The organism is Variovorax sp. KBS0712 (assembly GCF_006323185.2).
In the GTDB taxonomy this organism is placed as follows: Bacteria; Pseudomonadota; Gammaproteobacteria; order Burkholderiales; family Burkholderiaceae_C; genus Variovorax; species Variovorax boronicumulans.
The window spans coordinates 83,345-103,832 of the sequence record NZ_VCCD02000005.1 but is presented as its reverse complement, the minus strand read 5'-3'; the positions used below and the strand labels follow the sequence as shown (position 1 = coordinate 103,832).

The 20,488-nt window shown below is 67.8% G+C and carries 22 protein-coding genes; 18 read left to right on the top strand and 4 right to left on the bottom strand.

Annotated elements, in window-relative coordinates; translation table 11 throughout:
* Nucleotides 1-8: 8 nt before the first annotated feature.
* Both FFI97_RS31195 and FFI97_RS31190 read right to left on the bottom strand, forming a co-directional pair.
* Nucleotides 9-3,107, bottom strand: coding sequence for a MexW/MexI family multidrug efflux RND transporter permease subunit (locus FFI97_RS31195; protein WP_139700535.1), 3,099 nt, complete (start codon nt 3,105-3,107; stop codon nt 9-11).
* Nucleotides 3,104-4,210 carry an efflux RND transporter periplasmic adaptor subunit gene (locus FFI97_RS31190; protein WP_139700533.1) on the bottom strand — a complete coding sequence of 369 codons (1,107 nt, stop codon included), beginning with the start codon at nt 4,208-4,210 and terminating at the stop codon, nt 3,104-3,106. Before FFI97_RS31190 ends, FFI97_RS31195 begins: the two co-directional genes overlap by 4 nt.
* 287 nt (nt 4,211-4,497) lie before the next feature.
* Here FFI97_RS31190 and FFI97_RS31185 point away from each other — a divergent pair, with 287 nt between their 5' ends.
* On the top strand, nt 4,498-4,824 hold the full coding sequence (locus tag FFI97_RS31185; protein WP_062473861.1) for an ArsR/SmtB family transcription factor: 327 nt from the start codon (nt 4,498-4,500) through the stop codon (nt 4,822-4,824).
* A 40-nt stretch (nt 4,825-4,864) separates the two neighbouring features.
* Here the strand turns inward: FFI97_RS31185 and FFI97_RS31180 are convergent, their stop codons facing one another.
* Nucleotides 4,865-5,278 carry a DsrE family protein gene (locus tag FFI97_RS31180; protein WP_095747122.1) on the bottom strand — a complete coding sequence of 138 codons (414 nt, stop codon included), beginning with the start codon at nt 5,276-5,278 and terminating at the stop codon, nt 4,865-4,867.
* Nucleotides 5,279-5,389: 111 nt separating this feature from the next.
* On the opposite strand from FFI97_RS31180, the gene FFI97_RS31175 reads away from it, so the two are divergent.
* The 13 genes from FFI97_RS31175 to FFI97_RS31115 all read left to right on the top strand — a co-directional run bounded on the left by FFI97_RS31175 (nt 5,390) and on the right by FFI97_RS31115 (nt 16,110).
* Nucleotides 5,390-6,349 carry an MBL fold metallo-hydrolase gene (locus FFI97_RS31175; RefSeq protein WP_139700531.1) on the top strand — a complete coding sequence of 320 codons (960 nt, stop codon included), beginning with the start codon at nt 5,390-5,392 and terminating at the stop codon, nt 6,347-6,349.
* Entirely contained in the window at nt 6,346-6,816 is a 471-nt protein-coding gene (locus FFI97_RS31170) for a hypothetical protein (RefSeq protein WP_139700529.1), read from the top strand. Before FFI97_RS31175 ends, FFI97_RS31170 begins: the two co-directional genes overlap by 4 nt.
* Before the next feature lie 144 nt (nt 6,817-6,960).
* Nucleotides 6,961-7,278, top strand: coding sequence for a c-type cytochrome (locus tag FFI97_RS31165; protein ID WP_062473853.1), 318 nt, complete (start codon nt 6,961-6,963; stop codon nt 7,276-7,278).
* A 19-nt stretch (nt 7,279-7,297) separates the two neighbouring features.
* Nucleotides 7,298-8,563 (top strand): molybdopterin-dependent oxidoreductase, encoded by a 1,266-nt coding sequence (locus FFI97_RS31160; protein ID WP_260685233.1) that lies wholly within the window; start codon nt 7,298-7,300, stop codon nt 8,561-8,563.
* Nucleotides 8,476-9,291, top strand: a complete 816-nt coding sequence (locus FFI97_RS31155; protein ID WP_260685231.1) for a c-type cytochrome — start codon at nt 8,476-8,478, stop codon at nt 9,289-9,291. The genes FFI97_RS31160 and FFI97_RS31155 overlap by 88 nt, the downstream gene beginning before the upstream one ends.
* Nucleotides 9,292-9,310: 19 nt before the next feature.
* On the top strand, nt 9,311-9,769 hold the full coding sequence (gene soxY, locus FFI97_RS31150) for a thiosulfate oxidation carrier protein SoxY (protein WP_056576806.1): 459 nt from the start codon (nt 9,311-9,313) through the stop codon (nt 9,767-9,769).
* A 46-nt stretch (nt 9,770-9,815) separates the two neighbouring features.
* Nucleotides 9,816-10,127 (top strand): thiosulfate oxidation carrier complex protein SoxZ, encoded by a 312-nt coding sequence (gene soxZ / locus FFI97_RS31145; RefSeq protein ID WP_172438442.1) that lies wholly within the window; start codon nt 9,816-9,818, stop codon nt 10,125-10,127.
* Nucleotides 10,128-10,202: 75 nt separating this feature from the next.
* A complete protein-coding gene (soxA, locus tag FFI97_RS31140) occupies nt 10,203-11,006 on the top strand; it encodes a sulfur oxidation c-type cytochrome SoxA (protein ID WP_062473848.1) in 804 nt (267 codons plus the stop codon).
* Nucleotides 11,007-11,018: 12 nt separating this feature from the next.
* Nucleotides 11,019-11,672, top strand: a complete 654-nt coding sequence (gene soxX / locus FFI97_RS31135; RefSeq protein ID WP_095747116.1) for a sulfur oxidation c-type cytochrome SoxX — start codon at nt 11,019-11,021, stop codon at nt 11,670-11,672.
* A 19-nt stretch (nt 11,673-11,691) separates the two neighbouring features.
* Entirely contained in the window at nt 11,692-13,416 is a 1,725-nt protein-coding gene (gene soxB / locus FFI97_RS31130) for a thiosulfohydrolase SoxB (protein WP_139700524.1), read from the top strand.
* Nucleotides 13,417-13,458: 42 nt separating this feature from the next.
* Complete coding sequence (locus FFI97_RS31125; protein ID WP_139700522.1) at nt 13,459-14,574, top strand: YeeE/YedE family protein; 1,116 nt, start codon at nt 13,459-13,461, stop codon at nt 14,572-14,574.
* 184 nt (nt 14,575-14,758) lie between these two features.
* Complete coding sequence (locus FFI97_RS31120) at nt 14,759-15,754, top strand: DUF3829 domain-containing protein (protein WP_185993760.1); 996 nt, start codon at nt 14,759-14,761, stop codon at nt 15,752-15,754.
* An 8-nt stretch (nt 15,755-15,762) separates the two neighbouring features.
* Complete coding sequence (locus FFI97_RS31115; protein ID WP_139700517.1) at nt 15,763-16,110, top strand: hypothetical protein; 348 nt, start codon at nt 15,763-15,765, stop codon at nt 16,108-16,110.
* An 18-nt stretch (nt 16,111-16,128) separates the two neighbouring features.
* Here the strand turns inward: FFI97_RS31115 and FFI97_RS31110 are convergent, their stop codons facing one another.
* Nucleotides 16,129-17,337, bottom strand: coding sequence for a hypothetical protein (locus tag FFI97_RS31110; protein ID WP_139700516.1), 1,209 nt, complete (start codon nt 17,335-17,337; stop codon nt 16,129-16,131).
* A gap of 236 nt (nt 17,338-17,573) precedes the next feature.
* Here FFI97_RS31110 and FFI97_RS31105 point away from each other — a divergent pair, with 236 nt between their 5' ends.
* The 4 genes from FFI97_RS31105 (at nt 17,574) to kdpA (ending at nt 20,475) form a co-directional block, all read left to right on the top strand.
* Nucleotides 17,574-18,224 (top strand): hypothetical protein, encoded by a 651-nt coding sequence (locus FFI97_RS31105; protein ID WP_139700514.1) that lies wholly within the window; start codon nt 17,574-17,576, stop codon nt 18,222-18,224.
* Between the two features lie 214 nt (nt 18,225-18,438).
* Entirely contained in the window at nt 18,439-18,579 is a 141-nt protein-coding gene (locus FFI97_RS33725; RefSeq protein ID WP_169805043.1) for a hypothetical protein, read from the top strand.
* On the top strand, nt 18,576-18,674 hold the full coding sequence (gene kdpF, locus FFI97_RS31100; RefSeq protein WP_056576794.1) for a K(+)-transporting ATPase subunit F: 99 nt from the start codon (nt 18,576-18,578) through the stop codon (nt 18,672-18,674). Before FFI97_RS33725 ends, kdpF begins: the two co-directional genes overlap by 4 nt.
* 1 nt (nt 18,675) lies before the next feature.
* On the top strand, nt 18,676-20,475 hold the full coding sequence (gene kdpA, locus FFI97_RS31095; RefSeq protein WP_139700512.1) for a potassium-transporting ATPase subunit KdpA: 1,800 nt from the start codon (nt 18,676-18,678) through the stop codon (nt 20,473-20,475).
* Nucleotides 20,476-20,488: the final 13 nt, after the last annotated feature.

Below are 20,488 nucleotides of genomic sequence, written 5' to 3'. Positions count from 1 at the left end.
CCGGTGTCTCAGACGGTGTCGCCGGCAGGCTCGCGCGCCACGAGCGCCTCGAGTTCGGCGGCGCGCTGCGAGCGGCCCACCGTGCGGTGGTCGCGCGCCAGCAGCGTGTACATGGTGGGCAGCACGAACAGCGTGAACAGCGTGCCCACCAGCATGCCGACCACGATCACCAGGCCGATGCTGAAGCGGCTGTTGGCGCCCGCGCCGCTGGCGAACAGCAGCGGCACCAGGCCCACCACCATCGCGGCCGTGGTCATCAGGATCGGGCGCAGCCGGATGCGCGCGGCCTGCTCGATGGCGGCGCGGCGCTCCAGGTTCAGGCGTTCCTGGATCTCGTTGGCGAACTCCACCATCAGGATGCCGTGCTTGCTGATGAGCCCGATGAGCGTCACCAGCCCGATCTGCGTGTAGATGTTGATGGTGGCAAAGCCCAGCGCCAGCGGCACCAGCGCGCCGCAGATCGACATCGGCACGCTGACCAGGATGATCAGCGGGTCGCGCAGGCTTTCGTACTGCGCGGCCAGCACCAGGTAGATCACCACGATCGCGAACACGAAGGCCATCACCAGCGCCGAGCCTTCCTGCGTGAACTGGCGCGCGTCCGACTGCCAGTCGTAGCTGAAGCCGGCCGGCAGCTTCTTCGCCTCTTCGCTGAGGAACGCCACGGCGTCGCCCATGGTCACGCCCGGCATCGGAATGGCCTGGAAGGTGGCGGCGTTGAGCTGGTTGAACTGCGTGAGCTTGTTGGGCCCCACGCTGGTCGACAGCTGCACCAGGTTGGCCAGCGGCACAGGCTGGCCGCTCGCGCTCTTCACGAAGTAGCGCGACAGGGCCTCGGCCGTGAGCCGCTGGTCACGCGGCGACTGCGGAATCACGTCGTACGAGCGCCCGTCCATGCCGAAGCGGTTGACGTAGTTCTCGCCCACCAGCACGGCCAGCGTGTCGCCGATGGCCTTCATGGTCACGCCCATGCTGTTGGCCTTGGCGCGGTCCACGCGCACCTCGGTCACGGGGTTGTTGAACTCCAGGTCGCTGTCGACCACGGCGAACTTGCCGCTCTCGCGCGCCGCCTTCTTCAGCGTTTCCATCGCCTCGAACACGCTGCGGTGGTCGCCCGCGCTGCGGATCACCATCTGCACCGGAAGCCCGCCGGTCGAACCGGGAAGCGACGGCAGCTGAAAGGCGAACACGCTGCTGCCCTCGACCTCGTTCATGCCGCCCTGCACGTCGCCCTGGATCTGGTCGGCGTTGCGCTGGCGAGCGTTCCAGTCGGACAGCTGCACGCCGCCGATGCTGTTGGAGACGCCGTCCGAGCCGTTGATGAGCCAGCGACCGGTGTTCTCGGGCAGCTTGGCCAGCACCTCGTCCCACTTCTGGCCGAACTTCTCGACGTAGTCGATGTTGGCGTGCTGCGGCGACTTGATGACGGTCATCACCATCGCCTGGTCCTCGCCGGGCGCCAGCTCGCGCTGCGCCGCGTTGTACAAAAAGGGCAGGCTCACGAGCACGGCCGCAGCCAGCAGGCCCGTGACCCAGCGGTGGTGCAGCGACACGCCGAGCAGCCGCCCGTAGGCCGTGGCGAGCTTGTGGAAGAAGGCCTCGGCATAGCGCGCCATGCGGCCCGCCGTGGCGTCCTGCGGCAGCAGGAACGAGCTCATCACCGGCGACAGCGTGAGCGCGATCACGCCCGACACCACCACCGCACCCGCGAGCGTGAAGGCGAACTCCTTGAACAGCGAGCCCGTGAGCCCGCCCATGAGGCCGATGGGCGCGTACACCGCGGCCAGCGTGAGCGTCATCGCGATCACCGGGCCGGCCACTTCGCGTGCGCCGATCAGCGCGGCCTGCACGCGCGACTTGCCTTCCTCGATGTGGCGGTGCACGTTCTCGACCACCACGATGGCGTCGTCCACCACCAGGCCGATGGCCAGCACCATCGCCAGCAGCGTGAGCAGGTTGATGCTGAAGCCGAACAGCAGCATCAGCGCCGCCGCGCCCAGCATCGACAGCGGAATCGTCACCACCGGAATGAGCACCGCGCGCAGCGAGCCCAGGCACAGGAAGATCACCAGCACCACGATGGCGATGGCTTCGAGCAGCGTCTTCTGCACCTCGTCGATCGAGGCCTCGATGAAGCGCGCGAGCTCGAAGGGCAGCTGCACCTCCACGCCCGGCGGGAGGTTCTGCTTGATGCCGGGCAGCAGGTCGCGGATGCGCTTCACGATCACCAGCGGGTTGCCGTTGGGCGCGGCCTGCAGGCCGAGGTAGATGGCCTTGTCGCCGTCCATCGTCGCGCTGCTGTCGGCACTCGCCGCGCCCAGTTCCACGGTGGCCACGTCGCCCAGCCGCACGATGGCCTCACCGTCGCGCTTGATGACCATGTCGCGGAACTCGGCCACGTTCACCAGGTCGGTGTTCACGCGGATGTTCGACACCACGTACAGGCCCTTCACCTGCCCGGGTGCGGCCTGCACGTTGTTCTGGCGCAGCGCGTCGGCCAGCTCGCCGGCCGAGATGCCGCGCGCGGCCATGCGGTTGGCGTCCAGCCACACGCGCATCGCCAGCGTCTGCCCGCCCGACACCTCGACGCCCGAGACGCCCTCGATCGACGCGAACTGCGGCTGCACCACGCGCGAGAGGTAGTCGGTGAGCTGCGGCACGGGCATGGTCTTGCTCGAGAAGCCCACGTAGGCGACGGCCGTGGCCTCGCCCGACGACTTGAGGATCACCGGGTCGAAGGCCTCGGCCGGCAGCCGGTACTTCACCTGACTGACCTGCGCCATGGCCTGCGTGAGCGCCTGGTTGGCGTCGGCGTTGAGCTTCATGCGCACGCTGATCACGCTGCGGCCCAGCGTGGACGAAGACGAGAGGTAGTCGACGTTCTCGATGGTCGCCACCGCCTGCGCGATGGGCTGCGTGACGAAGCCCTGCATCAGCTCCGGCGAGGCGCCGGGGTACTGCGTGGTGATGGTGAGCGTGGTGCTCTCGGTGAGCGGGTACTGGCGCACCGGCAGGTCGACCAGCGCACGCGCGCCGAGCAGCAGGATGAGCGTGCTCACCACCAGCGCCAGCACGGGCCGGCGCACGAAGAGGTCGGTGAACTTCATGACTTCGCGTCCTGCAGGGCCAGCGTGTCCTTCGCGGCCGGGGCCACGGCGGCGCCGTTGTACAGGCGCAGCTGGCCCGAGGTGACGACCTGTTCACCGGCCTTCAGGCCTTGCTCGACCACGACCAGGCCGTCTTGCCGCTCGCCGGTCTTCACGAACACCTGCTGCACCGAGAAGCCGTCGCCCTTGTCGCCGGCGCGCACCACGAACACCGAGTCGCCGTGCGTGCTGTAGGTGATGGCGGTTTCAGGCACCGCGATGGCGTCGGCGCGCGCGGGCAGCACCACCTTGGCGTTGACGTACATGCCGGGCGTGAGCGCGCCGTCGGCGTTGTCGACCGTGGCCTGCAGCCGCACGGTGCGCGTGTCGCTGCCGATCATGGGTTCGATGGCGCTGAGCTTCGCGGGGAACACGCGGCCCGGGTAGGCGTCGACCGCGAGCGCCACCGCCTGGTTGCGCTTGAGCGCCGGCAGCGCGTTCTCGGGCAGCGTGAGGTTGGCGAACAGCGTGCGCGCATCGGTGAGCGACACCAGCGCATCGCCGGCGCGCACGAACTGGCCGAGGTTGACCTTGCGGATGCCCAGCACGCCGTCGAACGGCGCCCGGATGTGCTTCTGCTCGATGAGCGCCTGCACGCGGCGCAGCTCGCCGCTGGCCTGGTCGAAGGCGGCCTGCGCCTGCTCCATCTGCTCCTGCGTGGCCGCCTGCTGCGGCAGCAGGCGGCGCGTGCGTTCGAGCAGGGCCCTGGCATTGGCCTGCTGGGCGCGCAGCCGTTCGAGGTCGCCCTGCTCGGGTGCATCGTTCAGCTGCACCAGCAGCTGGCCGGCACGCACCTGCGCGCCCGGCGTGAACAGGATCTTCGCGACCCGTCCCTCCACCTCGGCCGGCACCTCGACCTGCCGGTTGGCCTCCAGCGTGCCGATGCCGCCGAGAAAGCGCGCCATCTCGGTCTGTCGCGCGGGGGCGACCGCCACCTTGGCCGGCGGCATGGCGCCGCCCTGTGCATGGGCCGGCTGGAACTTCGCCACGAGCCCGTAGCCCGCCGCGCCCAGCACCGCGACCGTGAGACCGGCGCCGAGCCAGGTCCTGGATTGTTTGTTCATACGCAACCTGCTTTTTTATCAAAGAAAGTGCTTTGATTATTAGATCGCGTCCGAACGCTGTCGAGAAAGACGTGGCAATGGCCCCGATAGGGCAGGGCTATCTTTGGCGTCGCGTGCATGGTGGGTGCTCCGGGTGGTTGCGCGGGGACATCCCCGCACCCCGAAGACGGGCAGCGCGTCGCTTTTGTGACGCGGCGGCGGCGCGCAATCGCCGTACGGCCGCCGGGACATCGCTCGCGCCGCCAGACGCCGATGTACATTGCGACCTGCGCATGAACCTATTCAGCATGGCCACCAAACCCCGTAAGAAGTCCGCGGCTGTCACCGAGGACGAGGTCTTCGACATGGCCGCCGACCTGTTCCGGGCCATGGCCGCGCCCATGCGGCTGAAGATCGTGAGCCTGCTGTGCAACGGCGAGAAGAACGTGAGCGAGCTGCTCGCGCAGATCGACACCACGCAGCCCAACATGTCGCAGCACCTGAACACGCTCTACCAGGCGGGCGTGCTCGCACGGCGCCGCGACGGCGTGAGCATCTACTACAGCATCGCGAACGAGACCGTGGTGGCGCTGTGCCGCAGCATCTGCGTGCAGATCGCCATCGAGCAGGAATAAGAAAAGAAGAAGAAGGCCGGCGTCAGCCGGCTTTCGCGCCTCAGGGCTTCAGGTAGACGTAGCCTTCCTTCGCCTGCAGCCGCGCCACCTCGGCCACGCCCGAGGGCACCACCTTGGTTTCCATCAGCAGCTTGCCCGCGTCGATGCTGCGCGTGGTCAGCGTGTTGTTGCACACCTTGAACTCCACGCCGCGCCCGGCCAGCGCGCTCACCGGGCCGCTGAACTCGCGGCCCCGGCTGTCCTTCGCGTCGCTCAGCAGGAAGTCGATGCCGGGGCCGTGCGTGACCACCACGATCTTCGCCTTCGGGTCCGCGTTCAGGTGGTTCGTGATGTTCGCCAGGATGGCGGCGCTGCTCTCCACGCCGGTGTTGACATGGTAGACCACCTTGGTCTCCTGCGCGCCCGCGAACGTGGCGACCATGGCGAGCAGGAAAGCGATGAATGCGTGTCTCATGGGGAAACCCTCTGGCTGTTGTCGTTGCCCGCAAAATATCATCTTCTGCTTATATTTACAGCCGGGCAAGCCCGCGGCCCTCGCCGCCGAGCCCGCAGGAGACGACCCACGATGTTCCCGTGCCGGCCCACCGCCGTTCGCGCGAAGGCGCTGCTGATGTGCGCTGCGCTCTGGCTGAGCGCCAGTGCCGCGTTCGCGGCCCCCGAGATCCGCCCGCTGCCGGTGGCGCCCGACATCTACTACGTGCAGGGCATTCCCGCGCTGGGCTCGAAGGAGAACCAGAACTTCATCTCCAACGCCGGCTTCGTCGTCACGCGCGACAGCGTCGTGATGATCGACGCGCTCGGCTCGCCCGCCGTCGCCGAGCGCATGGTGGAGGAGATCCGCAAGCTCACGCCCAAGCCGATCAGCCACGTCATCCTCACGCACTACCACGCCGATCACATCTACGGCCTGCAGGTGTTCAAGGCGCTGGGCGCGCAGATCGTGGCGCACGCGCGGGGCAAGACCTACCTCACGTCCGACACCGCGCGGCTGCGGCTCGAGGCCTCGCGCCAGGAACTCGCGCCGTGGATCGACGAGCGCACGCGGCTGGTGCCGGCCGACGTGTGGATCGACGGGCGCACCGAGCTGACGATTGGCGGCACGCGCTTCGTGATCCAGCCCGCCGGCCCCGCGCACACGCCCGAAGACCTCGCCATCTTCCTGCCGCAGCAGAAGGTGCTGTTCACCGGCGACATCGTGTTCCGCAACCGCACGCCGTATGTGGGCTCGGCCGATAGCCGGCACTGGATCGCGTCGCTCGACGTGCTGCTCGCGCTCGACGCACGCACCATCGTGCCGGGCCACGGCCCCGCGTCGGACGACCCGGCGCAAGACCTGCGGCAGACGCGCGACTACCTCGTCTTCCTGCGCGGCGCGATGCAGAAGGCCGCGACCGAGATGACACCTTTCGACGAGGCCTACGCCGCCACCGACTGGTCGCGCTTCGAGGCCTGGCCGCTGTTCAAGGTGGCCAACCGCATGAACGCCTACAACACCTATCTGCTGCTGGAGCAGGAAGCGCGATGAGCGGCGACCGCACGCGCCGGCAGCTCGTTGCGGGCCTCGCCGCGTGGTGCGTCGCGCCAGTGGCCGTGCATGCGGCCGATGTGCAGTTGCCCGCGCCTGCCTCGCTGGCCGGCGCGCTCGCGGCGGCGCTGGCCCGCGCGCAACCGCTGGTCGTCATGGCCAGCCTGCAGGGCTGCCCCTTCTGCAAGATCGCGCGCGAGCACTACCTCATGCCCGAACTCGCCGCGGGCCTGCCCGTGGTGCAGATCGACTTTCGTGATCCACGCAGCGTGCGCGATTTCGATGGCACAGCGCGCACGCACGACGCGCTCATCAAGGCGTGGCACGTCAGCGTCGCACCGACCGTGCTCTTCTTCGGCCGCAACGGCCGCGAGGTCGCCGAGCGCCTGACCGGCGGCGACTCGGACTTCTACGGCGCCTACCTCGAAGCACGCCTGCAGCAAGCACGCACCGCCGTGCGCGGTTGACGTTATGCATGGCGAAACCGAACGGGTTTCCCCCAAGAGCAAAGCCCTTCCCTTGTTCACGATCGTCCCTAAAATCAATACATAACGATTTACTTATTTAACGATGAAACCGGCCGCTTCGGGGCGCGTTTCGAGGAGACCGAATTGAAGTTGCTGCTGCCGTCGCTCGCCGTCGCTGTCACCGCCTTGCTGCTGTCGACACCGGCCCTTGCCAACAAGGAACTGGCCCAGAAGAACGCCTGCCTCGCCTGCCACGCGGTCGACAAGAAGCTGGTCGGCCCCGCCTACCTCGACGTCGCGAAGAAGTACACCGGCCAGGCCGACGCGCTGGCCGCGCTCACCGCGAGCATCCAGAAGGGCAGCACCGGCAAGTGGGGCGCCGTGCCCATGCCCGCGCAGCCCGCGATGAGCGAGGCCGATGCCAAGGCGCTGGCCGCCTGGGTGTTGGGCGGCGCCAAGTAAGGCCCACGGACGCGACGCGATGAGCGGCAGCATCCAGCAGACCGGGCAGGTGCGCAAGGCGCCCGAGAACTTTCTCGACGCACAGGGCGTGCGTTCCGTCTTCGCCGAAGCCGGCAAGGGGCGACGCGACTTCATCCGCAACGCCTTCGCCGCGGCCGTCGCAGGCACGGCGGCCACGTCGTCCGCGCTCGCGCAAACGCGCACCGCAGCGGGCGACGGCGACCCCGCCATCCTGAACCTGCCCGCGCACAGCACGGGCCTCGGCCAGCCGGTCGTCACCGACGGCTACGGCAAGCCTTCCAAGTACGAAGCCAACGTGCAGCGCCGCCAGAGCCCGGGGCTCACGCCGACCGCGCAGGCCTCGGTGTCGTTCGCGCCGCTGCAGTCGCTGTTCGGCATCGTCACGCCCAGCGGCCTGCACTTCGAGCGGCACCACCAGGGCTGGTGGGACATCGATCCGTCCAAGCACCGCCTGATGGTCAACGGCATGGTGAAGACGCCGAAGGTCTTCACGCTCGACGAGCTGATGCGTCTGCCCTCGGTGTCGCGCTTTCACTTCATCGAGTGCGGCGCCAACACCGGCATGGAGTGGGGCAACGTCGCCGTGCCGACGGCCCAGTACACGCACGGCATGCTGTCGTGCAGCGAGTTCACCGGCGTGCCGCTGATCACGCTGCTCGAGATGGCGGGCGCCGACCTCAAGGGCGAGCGCTTCGTGCTCGCCGAAGGCGCCGACGGTTCGTCGATGACGCGCACCATTCCCATGAGCCTGATCCGCTCGGGCGAGGTGCTCGTGGCCTATGGCCAGAACGGCGAGATGCTGCGGCCCGAGCAGGGCTACCCGCTGCGGCTCGTGGTGCCGGGCGTGCAGGGCGTGAGCTGGGTCAAGTACCTGCGCCGCATCGAACTCGGCGACCAGCCCTACGGCGCCAAGGACGAGACCGTGCACTACGTCGACCTCATGCCCGACGGCCAGCACCGCCAGTACACCAGCATCCAGGAATGCAAGAGCGTCGTGACCACGCCCTCGGGCGGGCAGATGCTGCTTACGCCGGCATCGGCCGCGACGCCACGCCCAAGGAAGTGGCCGCGTGGGACATCGACGTGCGCCCCGACTTCAAGGGCCTGCCGCCCGGCTCGGGCTCGGTCACGCGCGGGCAGGACCTGTGGGAAGGCAAGTGCGCCTCGTGCCACGGCGTGTTCGGCGAATCGAACCAGGTGTTCAGCCCCATCGTCGGCGGCACCACGGCCGAGGACATCAAGAGCGGCCACGTCGCGCGCCTGAAAGACCCGGCCTTCCCGGGCCGCACCACGCTGATGAAGGTCACGAGCCTGTCGACCGTGTGGGACTACGTGTACCGCGCCATGCCGTGGAACCAGCCCAAGTCGTTGACACCCGACGACGTGTACGCCGTCACCGCCTACATGCTGAACCTCGGCGGCATCGTGCCCGACGATTTCACGCTGTCCGACAAGAACATCCGCGAGGTGCAGGCCCGCATGCCCAATCGCAACGGCGGCACCACCGCGCACGCGATGTGGCCCGGCAGCGAGTTCGGCCGCGCGGCCAAGCCCGACGTGTCGGCCGTGGCCTGCATGCGCGACTGCGTGCCGGCGGCGTCGTCCGTCGCGCAACTGCCGCCGCATGCGCGCGGCAGCCACGGCAACCTCGCCGACCAGAACCGGCTGGTGGGTGCGCAGCGCGGCATCGCCACCGCCGCGCCCGCTGCTGCAGTGAAGACCAGCGCACCGGCTGCCGCGGCACCGAAAGTGCCCGTGGCGCTGCTCGAGAAGAACAGCTGCACCGCCTGCCACGGCATGACGCAGAAGCTCGTCGGCCCGGCCTTCTCGGACATCGCGAAGAAGTACCCCGGCCAGACCGACCACCTGCTGCAGAAGATCAAGGCGGGCAGCACCGGTGTCTGGGGGGCGATCCCGATGCCGCCGCAGACCCTCGGCGACGATGATGCCAAGGCCATCGCACGCTGGCTCGCCGACAGCGCCGGACCATGATTCGACAGGAGACAACCCCATGAAAAACCGCAGACAGATGCTCACGCAGTCCGCCGCCCTCGCAGGCCTGGCGGCCACCGCCGGCTGGCTCCCCGCCACCGCCCTCGCGTATTCCAAAGACGCCTTCGACGCCAAGAGCGTGGCCGACGCGCTCAAGGCCGTCGGCGTCACCGGCGCGCCCACCGAGAGCAAGGACGTCACCATCACCGGCCCCGACATCGCCGAGAACGGCGCCGTGGTGCCGCTCAGCGTGGCCACCGCCTTGCCCGGCGTGAAGCAGCTCATGCTGCTGGTCGAGAAGAACCCCAACGCCGTGGTCGCGATCTTCAACACCTCGGAGTTCGTCGAGTCGAACTTCACCACGCGCGCCAAGCTGGGCCAGTCGTCCGACGTGTACGCGATCGCGGTCATGAACGACGGCAAGGCGCTCTTCGCCAAGAAGGAAGTCAAGGTCACGCTCGGCGGCTGCGGCGGCTGAGCGACGGGCTTCACACACAGAACACGACGAGAAGAAGGAGACCACCATGGCAGATCCCATGCGCATCCGCGCCCAGGCCGCGGGCGACAAGACGACCGTGCGCATCCTCATGGCGCACGAAATGGAAACCGGCCAGCGCAAGGACGCCGCCGGCAAGACGATTCCCGCCTGGTTCATCCAGGAGGTCACGGCCTCGCTCAACGGCAAGACCGTGCTCACGGCCGACTGGGGCCCGGCAGTGTCGAAGAACCCCTTCATGCAGTTCACGCTGAAGGGCGCGAAGGCCGGCGACAAGATCGCCGTGACCTGGAAGGACAACCGCGGCGACACCCGCACCGACGAAGCCACCGTCAGCTGACGCTTTCTTCGACCACGCGAGCGATCGATTGATCGTTCGCGTGTTGTGTTCCCCACGAGAAAAAAAGGCGGCCCCATGAGGACAACCACATGCCTGAGCCTGCTGGTGCTGGCCGGCAGCATCGCACTGCCTGCCGCGGCGCAGAAGACCACGGCCGAAGGCATCGCCGAGTACCGCGCGCTGCTGCAGGACGGCAACCCCGCCGAACTGTTCGAGGCCAAGGGCGAAGACCTCTGGAAACAGAAGCGCGGGCCCAAGGCCGCGTCGATGGAGAAGTGCGACCTCGGCAAGGGCCCGGGCGTGGTGAAGGGTGCGTTCGCCGAACTGCCGCGCTACTTTCCCGACACCGGCCGCGTGCAGGACATGGAGTCACGCCTGCTCACCTGCATGGAAACCCTGCAGGGCTTCGACGCCGCCGCCATCGCCAAGACGCCGTTCGGCCAGGGCGAGCAGAAGAACCTCGAGGGGCTGGTGGCATGGATCTCGGCCGAATCGAAAGGCCTGCCGCTGAACCTGCCGCAGTCGCACGCCAGCGAACGCCGCGCGTACGAAGTGGGCAAGCGCCTGTTCTTCCTGCGTGCCGGCCCGCACGACTTTGCCTGCGCCACCTGCCACGGTGCCGACGGCAAGCGCATCCGCCTGCAAGACCTTCCCAACCTCACGAAGAACCCCGGCGCCGGTGAAGGCTTCGGCGCCTGGCCGGCGTACCGCGTGTCGTCGGGCGAGCTGTGGGGCATGCAGCGACGGCTCAACGACTGCTTCCGCCAGCAGCGCTTTCCGTACCCGGGCTACGCCAGCGACGTGACCGTGGCACTGGCCGTGTACATGGGCGTCAACGGCAAGGGCGGCAAGACCACCGCACCGGCCATCAAGCGCTGAAGGAGCCACGCCATGAAGTCTGATCATTTCTTCGGCCTGGCTGCCGTGGCCTGCGCGCTCACCGTGTTCGGCTGCGCGTCTGTCGACAGCGCCGCCGAGCTCGACAAGCTCACCGCCGACGCGCTGCAGCGCTCCTTCCGCGACCAGGGCATCGCCAAGGTCGACCGCCTCGTGCAAGACCCCGCCAACCTCGCGTGCAGCGAAGCCGAGGCCAGCGGCAAGCCGCTGGACGAGCAGCGCACCAAGGAGATCGAGGCCGCGAACATGAAGACCGTGCGCTGGCCTTCCGATGGCAAGTTTGTCGGCGACTGGCGCGAGGGCGAGAAGATCGCGCAGAACGGCCGCGGCCTCACCTGGACCGACGCGGCCAACGCCGCCAACGGCGGCAATTGCTACAACTGCCACCAGATGTCGAAGGAAGAAATCTCTTTCGGCACGCTCGGCCCGAGCCTGTACCACTACGGCAAGCTGCGCGGCGTGAGCGACCCGGCCAGCGCCGCGTCCAAGCCCATCGTCGAATACACCTGGGGCAAGCTGTGGAACGCGCGCGCCTACAACGCCTGCTCGAACATGCCGCGCGTCGGCCACTCCGGCATCCTCAACGAGAAGCAGATCCGCGACGTGATGGGCTTGCTGCTCGACCCCCAGTCTCCCGTCAACCGCTGAACGCCCGGCTTCCTTCTTCATGAACCTTTCCAAGCGCGAGTTCGTCCAGATGCTCGGTGCCGGCGCAGTCGCCGGCCTGGGCCTGGGCCGCCACGGCAGCAGCGTGGCCGCCGGCCTCGACGGCATGTACACCGTGCCGGCCTTCGGCAACGTGTCGATGCTGCACATGACCGACTGCCACGCGCAGCTCAAGCCGCTGTACTTCCGCGAACCGGGCGTCAACATCGGCGTCGGCAACATGCGCGGCAAGGTGCCGCACCTCGTGGGCGAGCACCTGCTGAAGGCCGCCGGCGTGAAGCCCGGCACGCGCATGGCGCATGCGCTCACCTACCTCGACTTCGACAAGGCCGCGCAGCGCTACGGCAAGGTCGGCGGCTTCGCGCACCTGGCCACGCTGGTGAAACAGCTCAAGGCCAGCCGTCCCGGCGCGCTGCTGCTCGACGGCGGTGACACCTGGCAGGGCTCGGCCACCTCGCTGTGGACCGATGCGCAGGACATGGTCGACGCCTGCAAGCTGCTCGGCGTCGACGTGATGACCGGCCACTGGGAGTTCACCTACGGCATGGCGCGGGTGCAGCAGATCATCGAGAAAGACTTTGCGGGCAAGGTCGAGTTCGTGGCGCAGAACGTCAAGACCGCCGACTTCGGCGACCCGGTGTTCAAGCCCTACGTGATGCGCGAGATCAACGGCGTGCCCTGCGCCATCATCGGCCAGGCCTTCCCGTACACGCCCATCGCCAACCCGCGCTACATGGTGGCCGACTGGACCTTCGGCATCCAGGACGACAACCTGCAGCGCGTGGTGAACGAGGCGCGCGGCAAGGGCGCGCAGGTGGTGGTGGTGCTGTCGCACAACGGCATGGACGTCGACCTCAAGATGGCCAGCCGCGTCACCGGCGTCGACGCCATCCTGGGCGGCCACACGCACGACGGCACGCCCATGCCCACGCTGGTGAGCAACGCGGGCGGCAAGACCATCGTGGTCAACGGCGGCTCCAACGGCAAGTTCCTGGGCGTGATCGACTTCGACGTCAAGGGCAAGAAGGTCAGCGACTTCCGCTACCGCCTGCTGCCCGTGTTCTCCGACCTGATTCCGGCCGACAAGGAGATGGACGCGCTCATCACCCGCGTGCGCGCGCCCTACGAGGCCAAGCTGGCCGAAACCTTGGCCCACACCGACGGCGCGCTGTACCGGCGCGGCAACTTCAACGGCACCGGCGACCAGCTGCTGCTCGACGCGCTCATGGAAGTGCAGGACGCGCCCATCGCCTTCTCGCCCGGCTTCCGCTGGGGCACCTCGCTGCTGCCCGGCCAGGCGATCACGCGCGAGTGGCTGATGGACATGACGGCCACCACCTACTCGTACGCGACGGTGACGCAGATGACCGGCGAGACGCTCAAGACCGTGCTCGAAGACGTCTGCGACAACCTCTTCAACCCCGACCCCTACTACCAGCAGGGCGGCGACATGGTGCGCGTGGGCGGGCTGCAGTACACCTGCGACCCGACCGCCGCCATGGGCCAGCGCATCCAGGACATGCGCCTGGGCGGCAAGCCCATCGACGCCAGCCGCAGCTACAAGGTCGCGGGCTGGGCGCCCGTGAGCGAAGAGGCGCGCACCGCCGGCAACAAGCCGGTGTGGGAAGTCATCGAGCCGTGGCTGAAGTCGCGCAAGGTGGTGACCACGCGCCGGCTCGACGAACCCGTGCTGAAGAACATCGCGCCGAACCCCGGCCTGGGCTGAATGGGCCCCCGCACGCGCGGGGGCGCTCCCTAGAATCGGGGCATGTCCATCGCGCAGCTTTCCCTTCTCACCACGCTCGCGCTCGTGGCGGCCTTCGTGCTGTCGGCGGTGTTCGGCGCCGTCGCGCGCGCCACGCGCTTTTGCACCATGGGCGCGATCAGCGACGTGGTCGCGCTGGGCGACTGGACCCGCGTGAAGCAGTGGGCCGCCGCCGGCGGCGTGGCGCTCATCGGCTTCTCGGCGCTCGTGTTCGCGGGGCTCGTCGATGCCGACCGCACGCTCTACGCCTCGCACCAGATCCTTTGGCTCGCCGCGCTGGTCGGCGGCCTGCTGTTCGGCGTCGGCATGGTGCTGTCCTCGGGCTGCGGCAACAAGACGCTGGTGCGCCTGGGTGGCGGCAATCTCAAGGCGCTGGTGGTGCTGGTGCTCATGGGCGTGTCGGCCTTTGCCACGCTGAAGGGCATCACCGCGGTGCTGCGCGTCGCGACCGTCGATGTGGTGCACATCGACCTGGCGATGAATGCGTCGCTGCCCGATGTGCTGGCCGCGTCTTTCCAACTGAAGGCGGCCTCGCTGCGCCTCGCGCTCGGCCTCGTGCTCGGCGGCGCGCTGCTCGTGTGGGCCGCATGGGGCCGCGAGACGCGCGATGTGCGCAGCCTCGTCGGCGGCATGCTGATCGGTGCGCTGGTCGTCGGCGCATGGTGGCTCAGCGGCCACTGGGCGGTGGTCGAAGAGCATCCGCTCACGCTCGAGCATGTGTTCCTCGCCACCAACTCCGGCCGTGCCGAAGCCTTGAGCTTCGTCACACCGGTGGCCTACGCGCTCGACTGGCTCATGTTCTACAGCGACGCCAACAAGCGGCTCACGCTGGGCATCGTGTCGGTGGCCGGCGTGGTGGCAGGTGCCGCACTGCACGCGCTGTGGTCGCGCGAATTCCGCTGGGAAGGCTTCGCCAACACCGGCGACCTCGCGCACCACGCGACGGGCGCGGTGCTCATGGGCATCGGCGGCGTCACGGCCATGGGCTGCACCATCGGGCAGGGCCTGAGCGCGCTGTCGACACTGAGCATCGCGAGCCTGCCGGCCATCGCGGGCATCGTGATCGGCGCGGTGGTAAGCCTGAAGTACCAAGCCTGGCAGCTCGAACGCACGCTCTGACTTTCCAGGGCACGCCTTGAAGCGAATCCTCACAATTTAGTTCGGTGCGCGGGGCGTTTTTCGCGCGTTCGCGACGATCGGACGCGGTGGCGCTGGCTATCATTTTTCGCACCTGATGCCGCTGCGAGCGATGGCCTTCATCGACGGGCGCGGCACCGAACAACCACAACCGAGGGAGAGCGCCATGACTGCGCACAACAACCGATCGGCGCGCACGCGCCTGTTTGCCTTGAGCCTTTGCTTCTGTGCCGTGCTCGCGGCCTGCAAGGAAGACAACAAGCCGACGCCGGCGGCGGCCTCGCCATCGCCGTCCGCATCGGGCAAGACCCAGCCCGCCAAGGACCCGGCGCGCGTGCAGGCCGCGGCCCGCACCACCTACAGCCAGGGCTACAACCGGCTCATCGACGACAACCGCAGCGTGGGTGCCAAGTACAAGAGCTACGTGCAGATGAACGTGAACGGCAAGTCGCCGAGCGGGAACTCGTTCTATGGCAGCCCTTCCGATGTGCAGTCCATCGTGGACGACCTGAAGAAGGCACGCGCCGACGGTTCGGGCGACGCGGCGCTCGACGCGGCCGTCGACGGCGTGGTGACCACGGGCGAGAAGCTCGTCGCCGTCTGGACGCCGATGGACCCGTACTACCGGTCCAAGAGCTTTCTCGAAGACAAGTGGGTCAAGGGCCGCGCGGCCGACGCCGACATGAACGCCGCCTTCAAGGGCCTGCTGGCCAGCATCGACACGCTGGGCGGCGAGCTGGACCGCGTGCAGGAGGCGTCGCGCACCGAACGCATGGCCAAGCTCAAGGCCGAGGGCGACATGCTCAACTACCACACGCTGGCCTCGATGGCGGTGGCCAAGAAGTTCGTCAACGGCCTCGACCAGATCGACGGCCTGAAGAACAAGGACGCCGTCGCCAAGGTCGATGCGGCGGCCAGCGAGTTGCAGGCCTCGCTGGAAGAACTCTCCAAGGCGCTGGAAGAAGCCAAGGCCGCAGCCAAGGCCAAGGGGGAAGCAGGCAAGGCGCCCAACTACAACTACGAGTCGCTGCACGGCAGCCTGCTGAACATGATCGGCCAATGGCGCACGTTCAAGGACAGCAAGTTCCCGTCGACGTACAAGAACATCGTGAGCTACTACAACTCCGCCGTGGGTTCGTACAACCGCGGCTTCGGCCGCTGACCCGGGCCATGGGCACCGCGCGGGTTCTTTCGCGCGGCAGCGTCGCGGCCCTGGCGGTCGCGGCGCTTCTCGTTGCGACGGGGTTGGCGGGATGCGGCAGCGCCCGCGAGACGCAGCAGATTCCCGTCTCCGCGTTCCGCAACTACGGCGCGTCGCCGCTGCAGCACACCTTCTACATCGGCTCCGACGCGCGCTTCCACCGCTTCCAATGGTCCAACGGCAAGCAGGGCGGCACCTGGTTGATCGCGCGCGCCGAGATGGACATCGTCAACGAAAAATCAGCCGATGACCCGCGCGCCGCCCGCGCCGGCTACTTCCTGAGCCGGCGTGACGACGGGCGGTGGATGGCGCACTGAGCCTGTCGCTCGCCCGAATCAGGGCACCACGTCCATGACCACCGGGTAGTAGATGTCATAGACAGGGCCTCCGTCCGGCGTGTAGCGGAACTGAACCTGTGCGCTGTAGCGTCCGGGCGGCAGGCATCGGTCGTTGTAGCAGGCCTGCACCTGCGTACTCCAGCTGTAGCTCTTCGTCGCGTACCTGGGCAAGCCCGCTTCGTTGTAGAAGTAGTCATAGAGCCACAGGTTCGGCCCTGGGTACATGCTGGTGTCCACGCCGGGCGGTGTGTTCATCACCATGCCCATGTAGCGCATCTTGTCGCTGGTGTTGCCCGGGAAGAAGACCGCGTTGTCCTGTGCGGGCGCCAGGGTGGGCGTTCCTTCCTTGACCACGAAGTGCGCCTCCGGTTTGGCCAGGACGTAGGGCGCGCTGGAGGGGTTGGTCAGCACGCTCACTTCGAGCAGCCTGGACAGTTTCTGCCCGTCCGAGGTGATGGCGCTCACGCTGAAGCTGGCCTTGTACGACGAGGCGCTCGGCAGCAGCGCCGGCAGCGAGACCACGAGGTTCGGGGAGCCGTCGCCTGCCTTCTCGACCTTGAAGGTATCGGTCGATCCGATCGCCGGCGCGACGGCCCATGAGGCGGCGCCCTCGGGCAGCGTGACCGGAACCGTCACAGGCGCCACGGCGGCGCCGAAGGGGGTGACGAAGTCGACGTTCTTGCTGCCCAGGACCAGTCCGGTCTTGACGGTGATCGCATACGGAATCTGCGGATTCTCGACCCGGATTTCCGACTGGCATGCCGTATCCAGGCAGGCCTTGATCGTCATGTTGCCCTTGTAGGTCTTGGGGCCGTCGGGTGCGATCTTGCCGGTCATGTTCAGCGAAGCCGACTGTGCCGCGGCATTGATGGCGATGGCGGGCTTCTCTTCGAACAGCGGATCGGGCATCACGACAAGGAGCACCAGCACCTTGCCGCTCAGCAGATTCACGTCGCCCGACAGCGTGCCCGACACCAGGACGCTCGGGATCATCTGCCCTTCGTAGACCGTCTTGTCGATGCTGGCCGGCTGGTTGATGCGGATGGACAGGCCGTTGACATAGTTCACAGGGGGGGCGACGGGCGCGATGCCGATCGGAAAACCGCCACCACCGCCTCCTCCTCCACCACCTCCGCCGCCACAAGCGGCGATCACCAGGGACGCAAGGCCGGCCGCAGCCGCCTGAAAGACACGCTTCAGTTTCATCTCTTCCTCTCAGTGGATTTCACTTTTTTGCGGGCCCGATCGATCGCTCTTTCGGTCCGCACCCTCTTTGGTTTGCGCTGGCTTCCTGCGCTCTCGTTTTCAGAGATTGTTGTCGATTCCACCTGGCGGCGGCAAACAACCTGACAGGCGCCACCGATCGCCCTGTCTTGGCAGACATGCACCCGACCCGATCGGCAGATAGCATGCGCGTTCTTCCCCACCAACTTCGCCCCCGCATGACCCTCTCGACGAGAAACCTGAAGGCGCTTCCAGACATTCCGACGTTGAAGCGACTGACCCAGTCTCTTGCAATGCTCGACGCCATGCTCTCGCCGGAGTGGGAGTACCGGTACTACGCGTTCAACGCCGCGTGGTCGGATGAGGCGGCGATGGCATCGATGCGCAATGGTTCGGGCGATCATTGGTTTGCCATCTTCTGCCAGGCCGGCGCCGCGCTCCACGGGCTTGCGCACGAGGCTCCGGCATTCCGGCCGGGGACGCCATGGCCCGGAATCTTCGAACGGCTGCCGGCGGAGTTCCGCACCAACCTGCTGGAAGAGCCGGCGTTCACGACCAGCGACAGCACCTTCTGTCTCTGGCGCCTGAGCCATGAAGAACGCTGGACTTGCGGACCGGTCGAGCTTCCGCCGGGGGAGGATCCGGATGGCTCCGCCGAGCTGCTTGGCATCCTCGCCGGCCGGCCCGAGCAGTACGTCGAATTCGCGGCTGACTACTACGAACGTGACCTCGATCTGGGCGATGTCGAGGCGATCTATCGGCACCAACCGCTCAGCGACGCGCTCGTCCGGCGATTCAATCCCGACCTCGACATGGCGTCGCTCGGAAATGACATCGCCGAGATCGGGTATCCCCGGCAGGTGGACTGACAGGGCCGCGCCATCGGCAACAGCCTCGGCTGTTTGAATGGCCCCGGCTCCCTTGCTGGAGCTCGCCGAGACATTCGACGCGACGCACCAGGCGGGCCTCACCCTCTGCGTTGCCCGCGTTTTTACGCTTTCTTTACGGCCCCCCACTCACTCTTTCCCCCGGTTTTACGCACGCCTGCCGAGACTCCTTTCATCTTGTTTGCAGGAGTGATGAATGGACATCGTCTGGATGGGCGCCTTGCTGGCGCTGTGGGTCGTGGTGGCGGCCATGGTCGTCGGGCTGAACCGGCTCGAAGGGCCGCAGAAGCCGCACGCGGGCGTTGAGACGACACGCACGCCGGGGGATGCATCGTGATCGGCCTCGAAGTCCTGTACGGCTTCGGCGCGCTGGTCGCCGTGGTCCTGTTCGCGTACCTGGTGTTCGCGCTGATCTGCGCCGAGGAGTTCTGACATGGAAACCTCGGCCTGGGTCTTGCTGGCCCTTTTTCTCGGCGCGCTGCTGGTGCTGGCCTGGCCGCTGGGCAAGCTGCTGGCCGCGCTGTGCGGCGAGCGCGTGCCGCGCTGGATGCAGCGCATCGAAGCACCGCTGTACCGGCTCGCGGGCACGCAGCCCGAGCAGTCGATGCACTGGCTGCGCTACGCGCTGGCGCTGCTGGCGTTCAACGCCATCGGCGCGATCTTTCTCTATGCCCTGCAGCGCCTGCAGGGCGGGCTGCCGTTCAACCCGGCGGGCATGGGCGCGGTGTCGCCCGACTCGGCCTTCAACACGGCGGTGAGCTTCGTTGCCAATACCAACTGGCAGGGCTACGCCGGCGAGTCGACCATGAGCTATCTCACGCAGATGCTCGGCCTGGCGGTGCAGAACTTCCTGTCTGCCGCCACCGGCATCGCGGTCGCCTTCGCGCTGGTGCGCGGCTTTGCGCGCCGCGGTGACGGCAAGGGCCTGGTCGGCAACTTCTGGGCCGACGTGACGCGCGTCACGCTGTGGGTGCTGCTGCCGATCTCGTTCGTGCTCGCGCTGTGCCTGGCAGGGCAGGGCGTGATCCAGAACTTCGACGCCTACAAGAGCGTGCAGACGGTCGAAGCCACGGCCTTCCAGCAACCGAAGAACGGACCCGACGGCCAGCCGCTGAAGGATGACAAGGGCGCCCCCGTGATGGAAGACGCCACCACCCCCACGCAGACGCTGGCCATGGGCCCGGTCGCTTCGCAGGAAGCGATCAAGATGCTCGGCACCAACGGCGGCGGCTTCTTCAATGCCAACTCGGCGCACCCCTACGAGAACCCGACGGCGTTCAGCAACCTGCTGGAGATGCTGGCGATCTTCCTGATCCCGGCGGCGCTGTGCTTCGCCTTCGGCCGCGTGGTCGGCGACCTGCGCCAGGGCTGGGCCGTGCTCGCGGCGATGACGGTGCTGTTCGTGGTGGCGGTGCTGGTCGCCACGCCCGCCGAGCAGGCCGGCAATCCGCTGCTGGGCCCGCTGGGCGTGGACCAGGTGGCCAGCGCGCTGCAAAGCGGCGGCAACATGGAAGGCAAGGAAGTGCGCTTCGGCATCGACGCTTCGGCCCTCTTCGCCGCCGTGACCACCGCCGCCTCGTGCGGCGCGGTGAACGCCATGCACGACTCGCTCACGCCCATCGGCGGCATGGTCCCCATGGTGCTGATGCAGCTGGGCGAGGTCGTCTTCGGCGGCGTGGGCAGCGGCCTGTACGGCATGCTGGTGTTCGCCATGCTCGCGGTGTTCATCGCGGGCCTGATGATCGGACGCACGCCCGAGTACCTCGGCAAGAAGATCGAGGTGCGCGAGATGAAGCTGATCTCCATCGCCATCCTGGTCACGCCGGTGCTGGTGCTGGCGGGCACGGCGCTGGCGGTGAGCGCGGGTGGGGGCAAGGTCGGCATCGCCAACCCCGGCGCGCATGGCTTCTCCGAGGTGCTGTATGCGCTGACCTCGGCCGCCAACAACAACGGCAGCGCCTTCGCGGGCCTGTCGGCCAACACACCGTTCTACAACGGTCTGCTCGGCCTGGCGATGTGGCTCGGTCGCTTCGCGATGATCGTGCCGGTGCTCGCCATTGCCGGCGCGCTGGCCGCCAAGAAGCGGCTGCCCGTCACCAGCGGCACGCTGCCCACGCACGGCCCGCTGTTCGTCTTCCTGCTGATCGGCACCGTGCTGCTGGTCGGCCTGCTCAACTACGTGCCGGCGCTGGCCCTGGGCCCGATCGTCGAACACCTCGTGCTCTGGAAATAAGAAGGAGCGCACC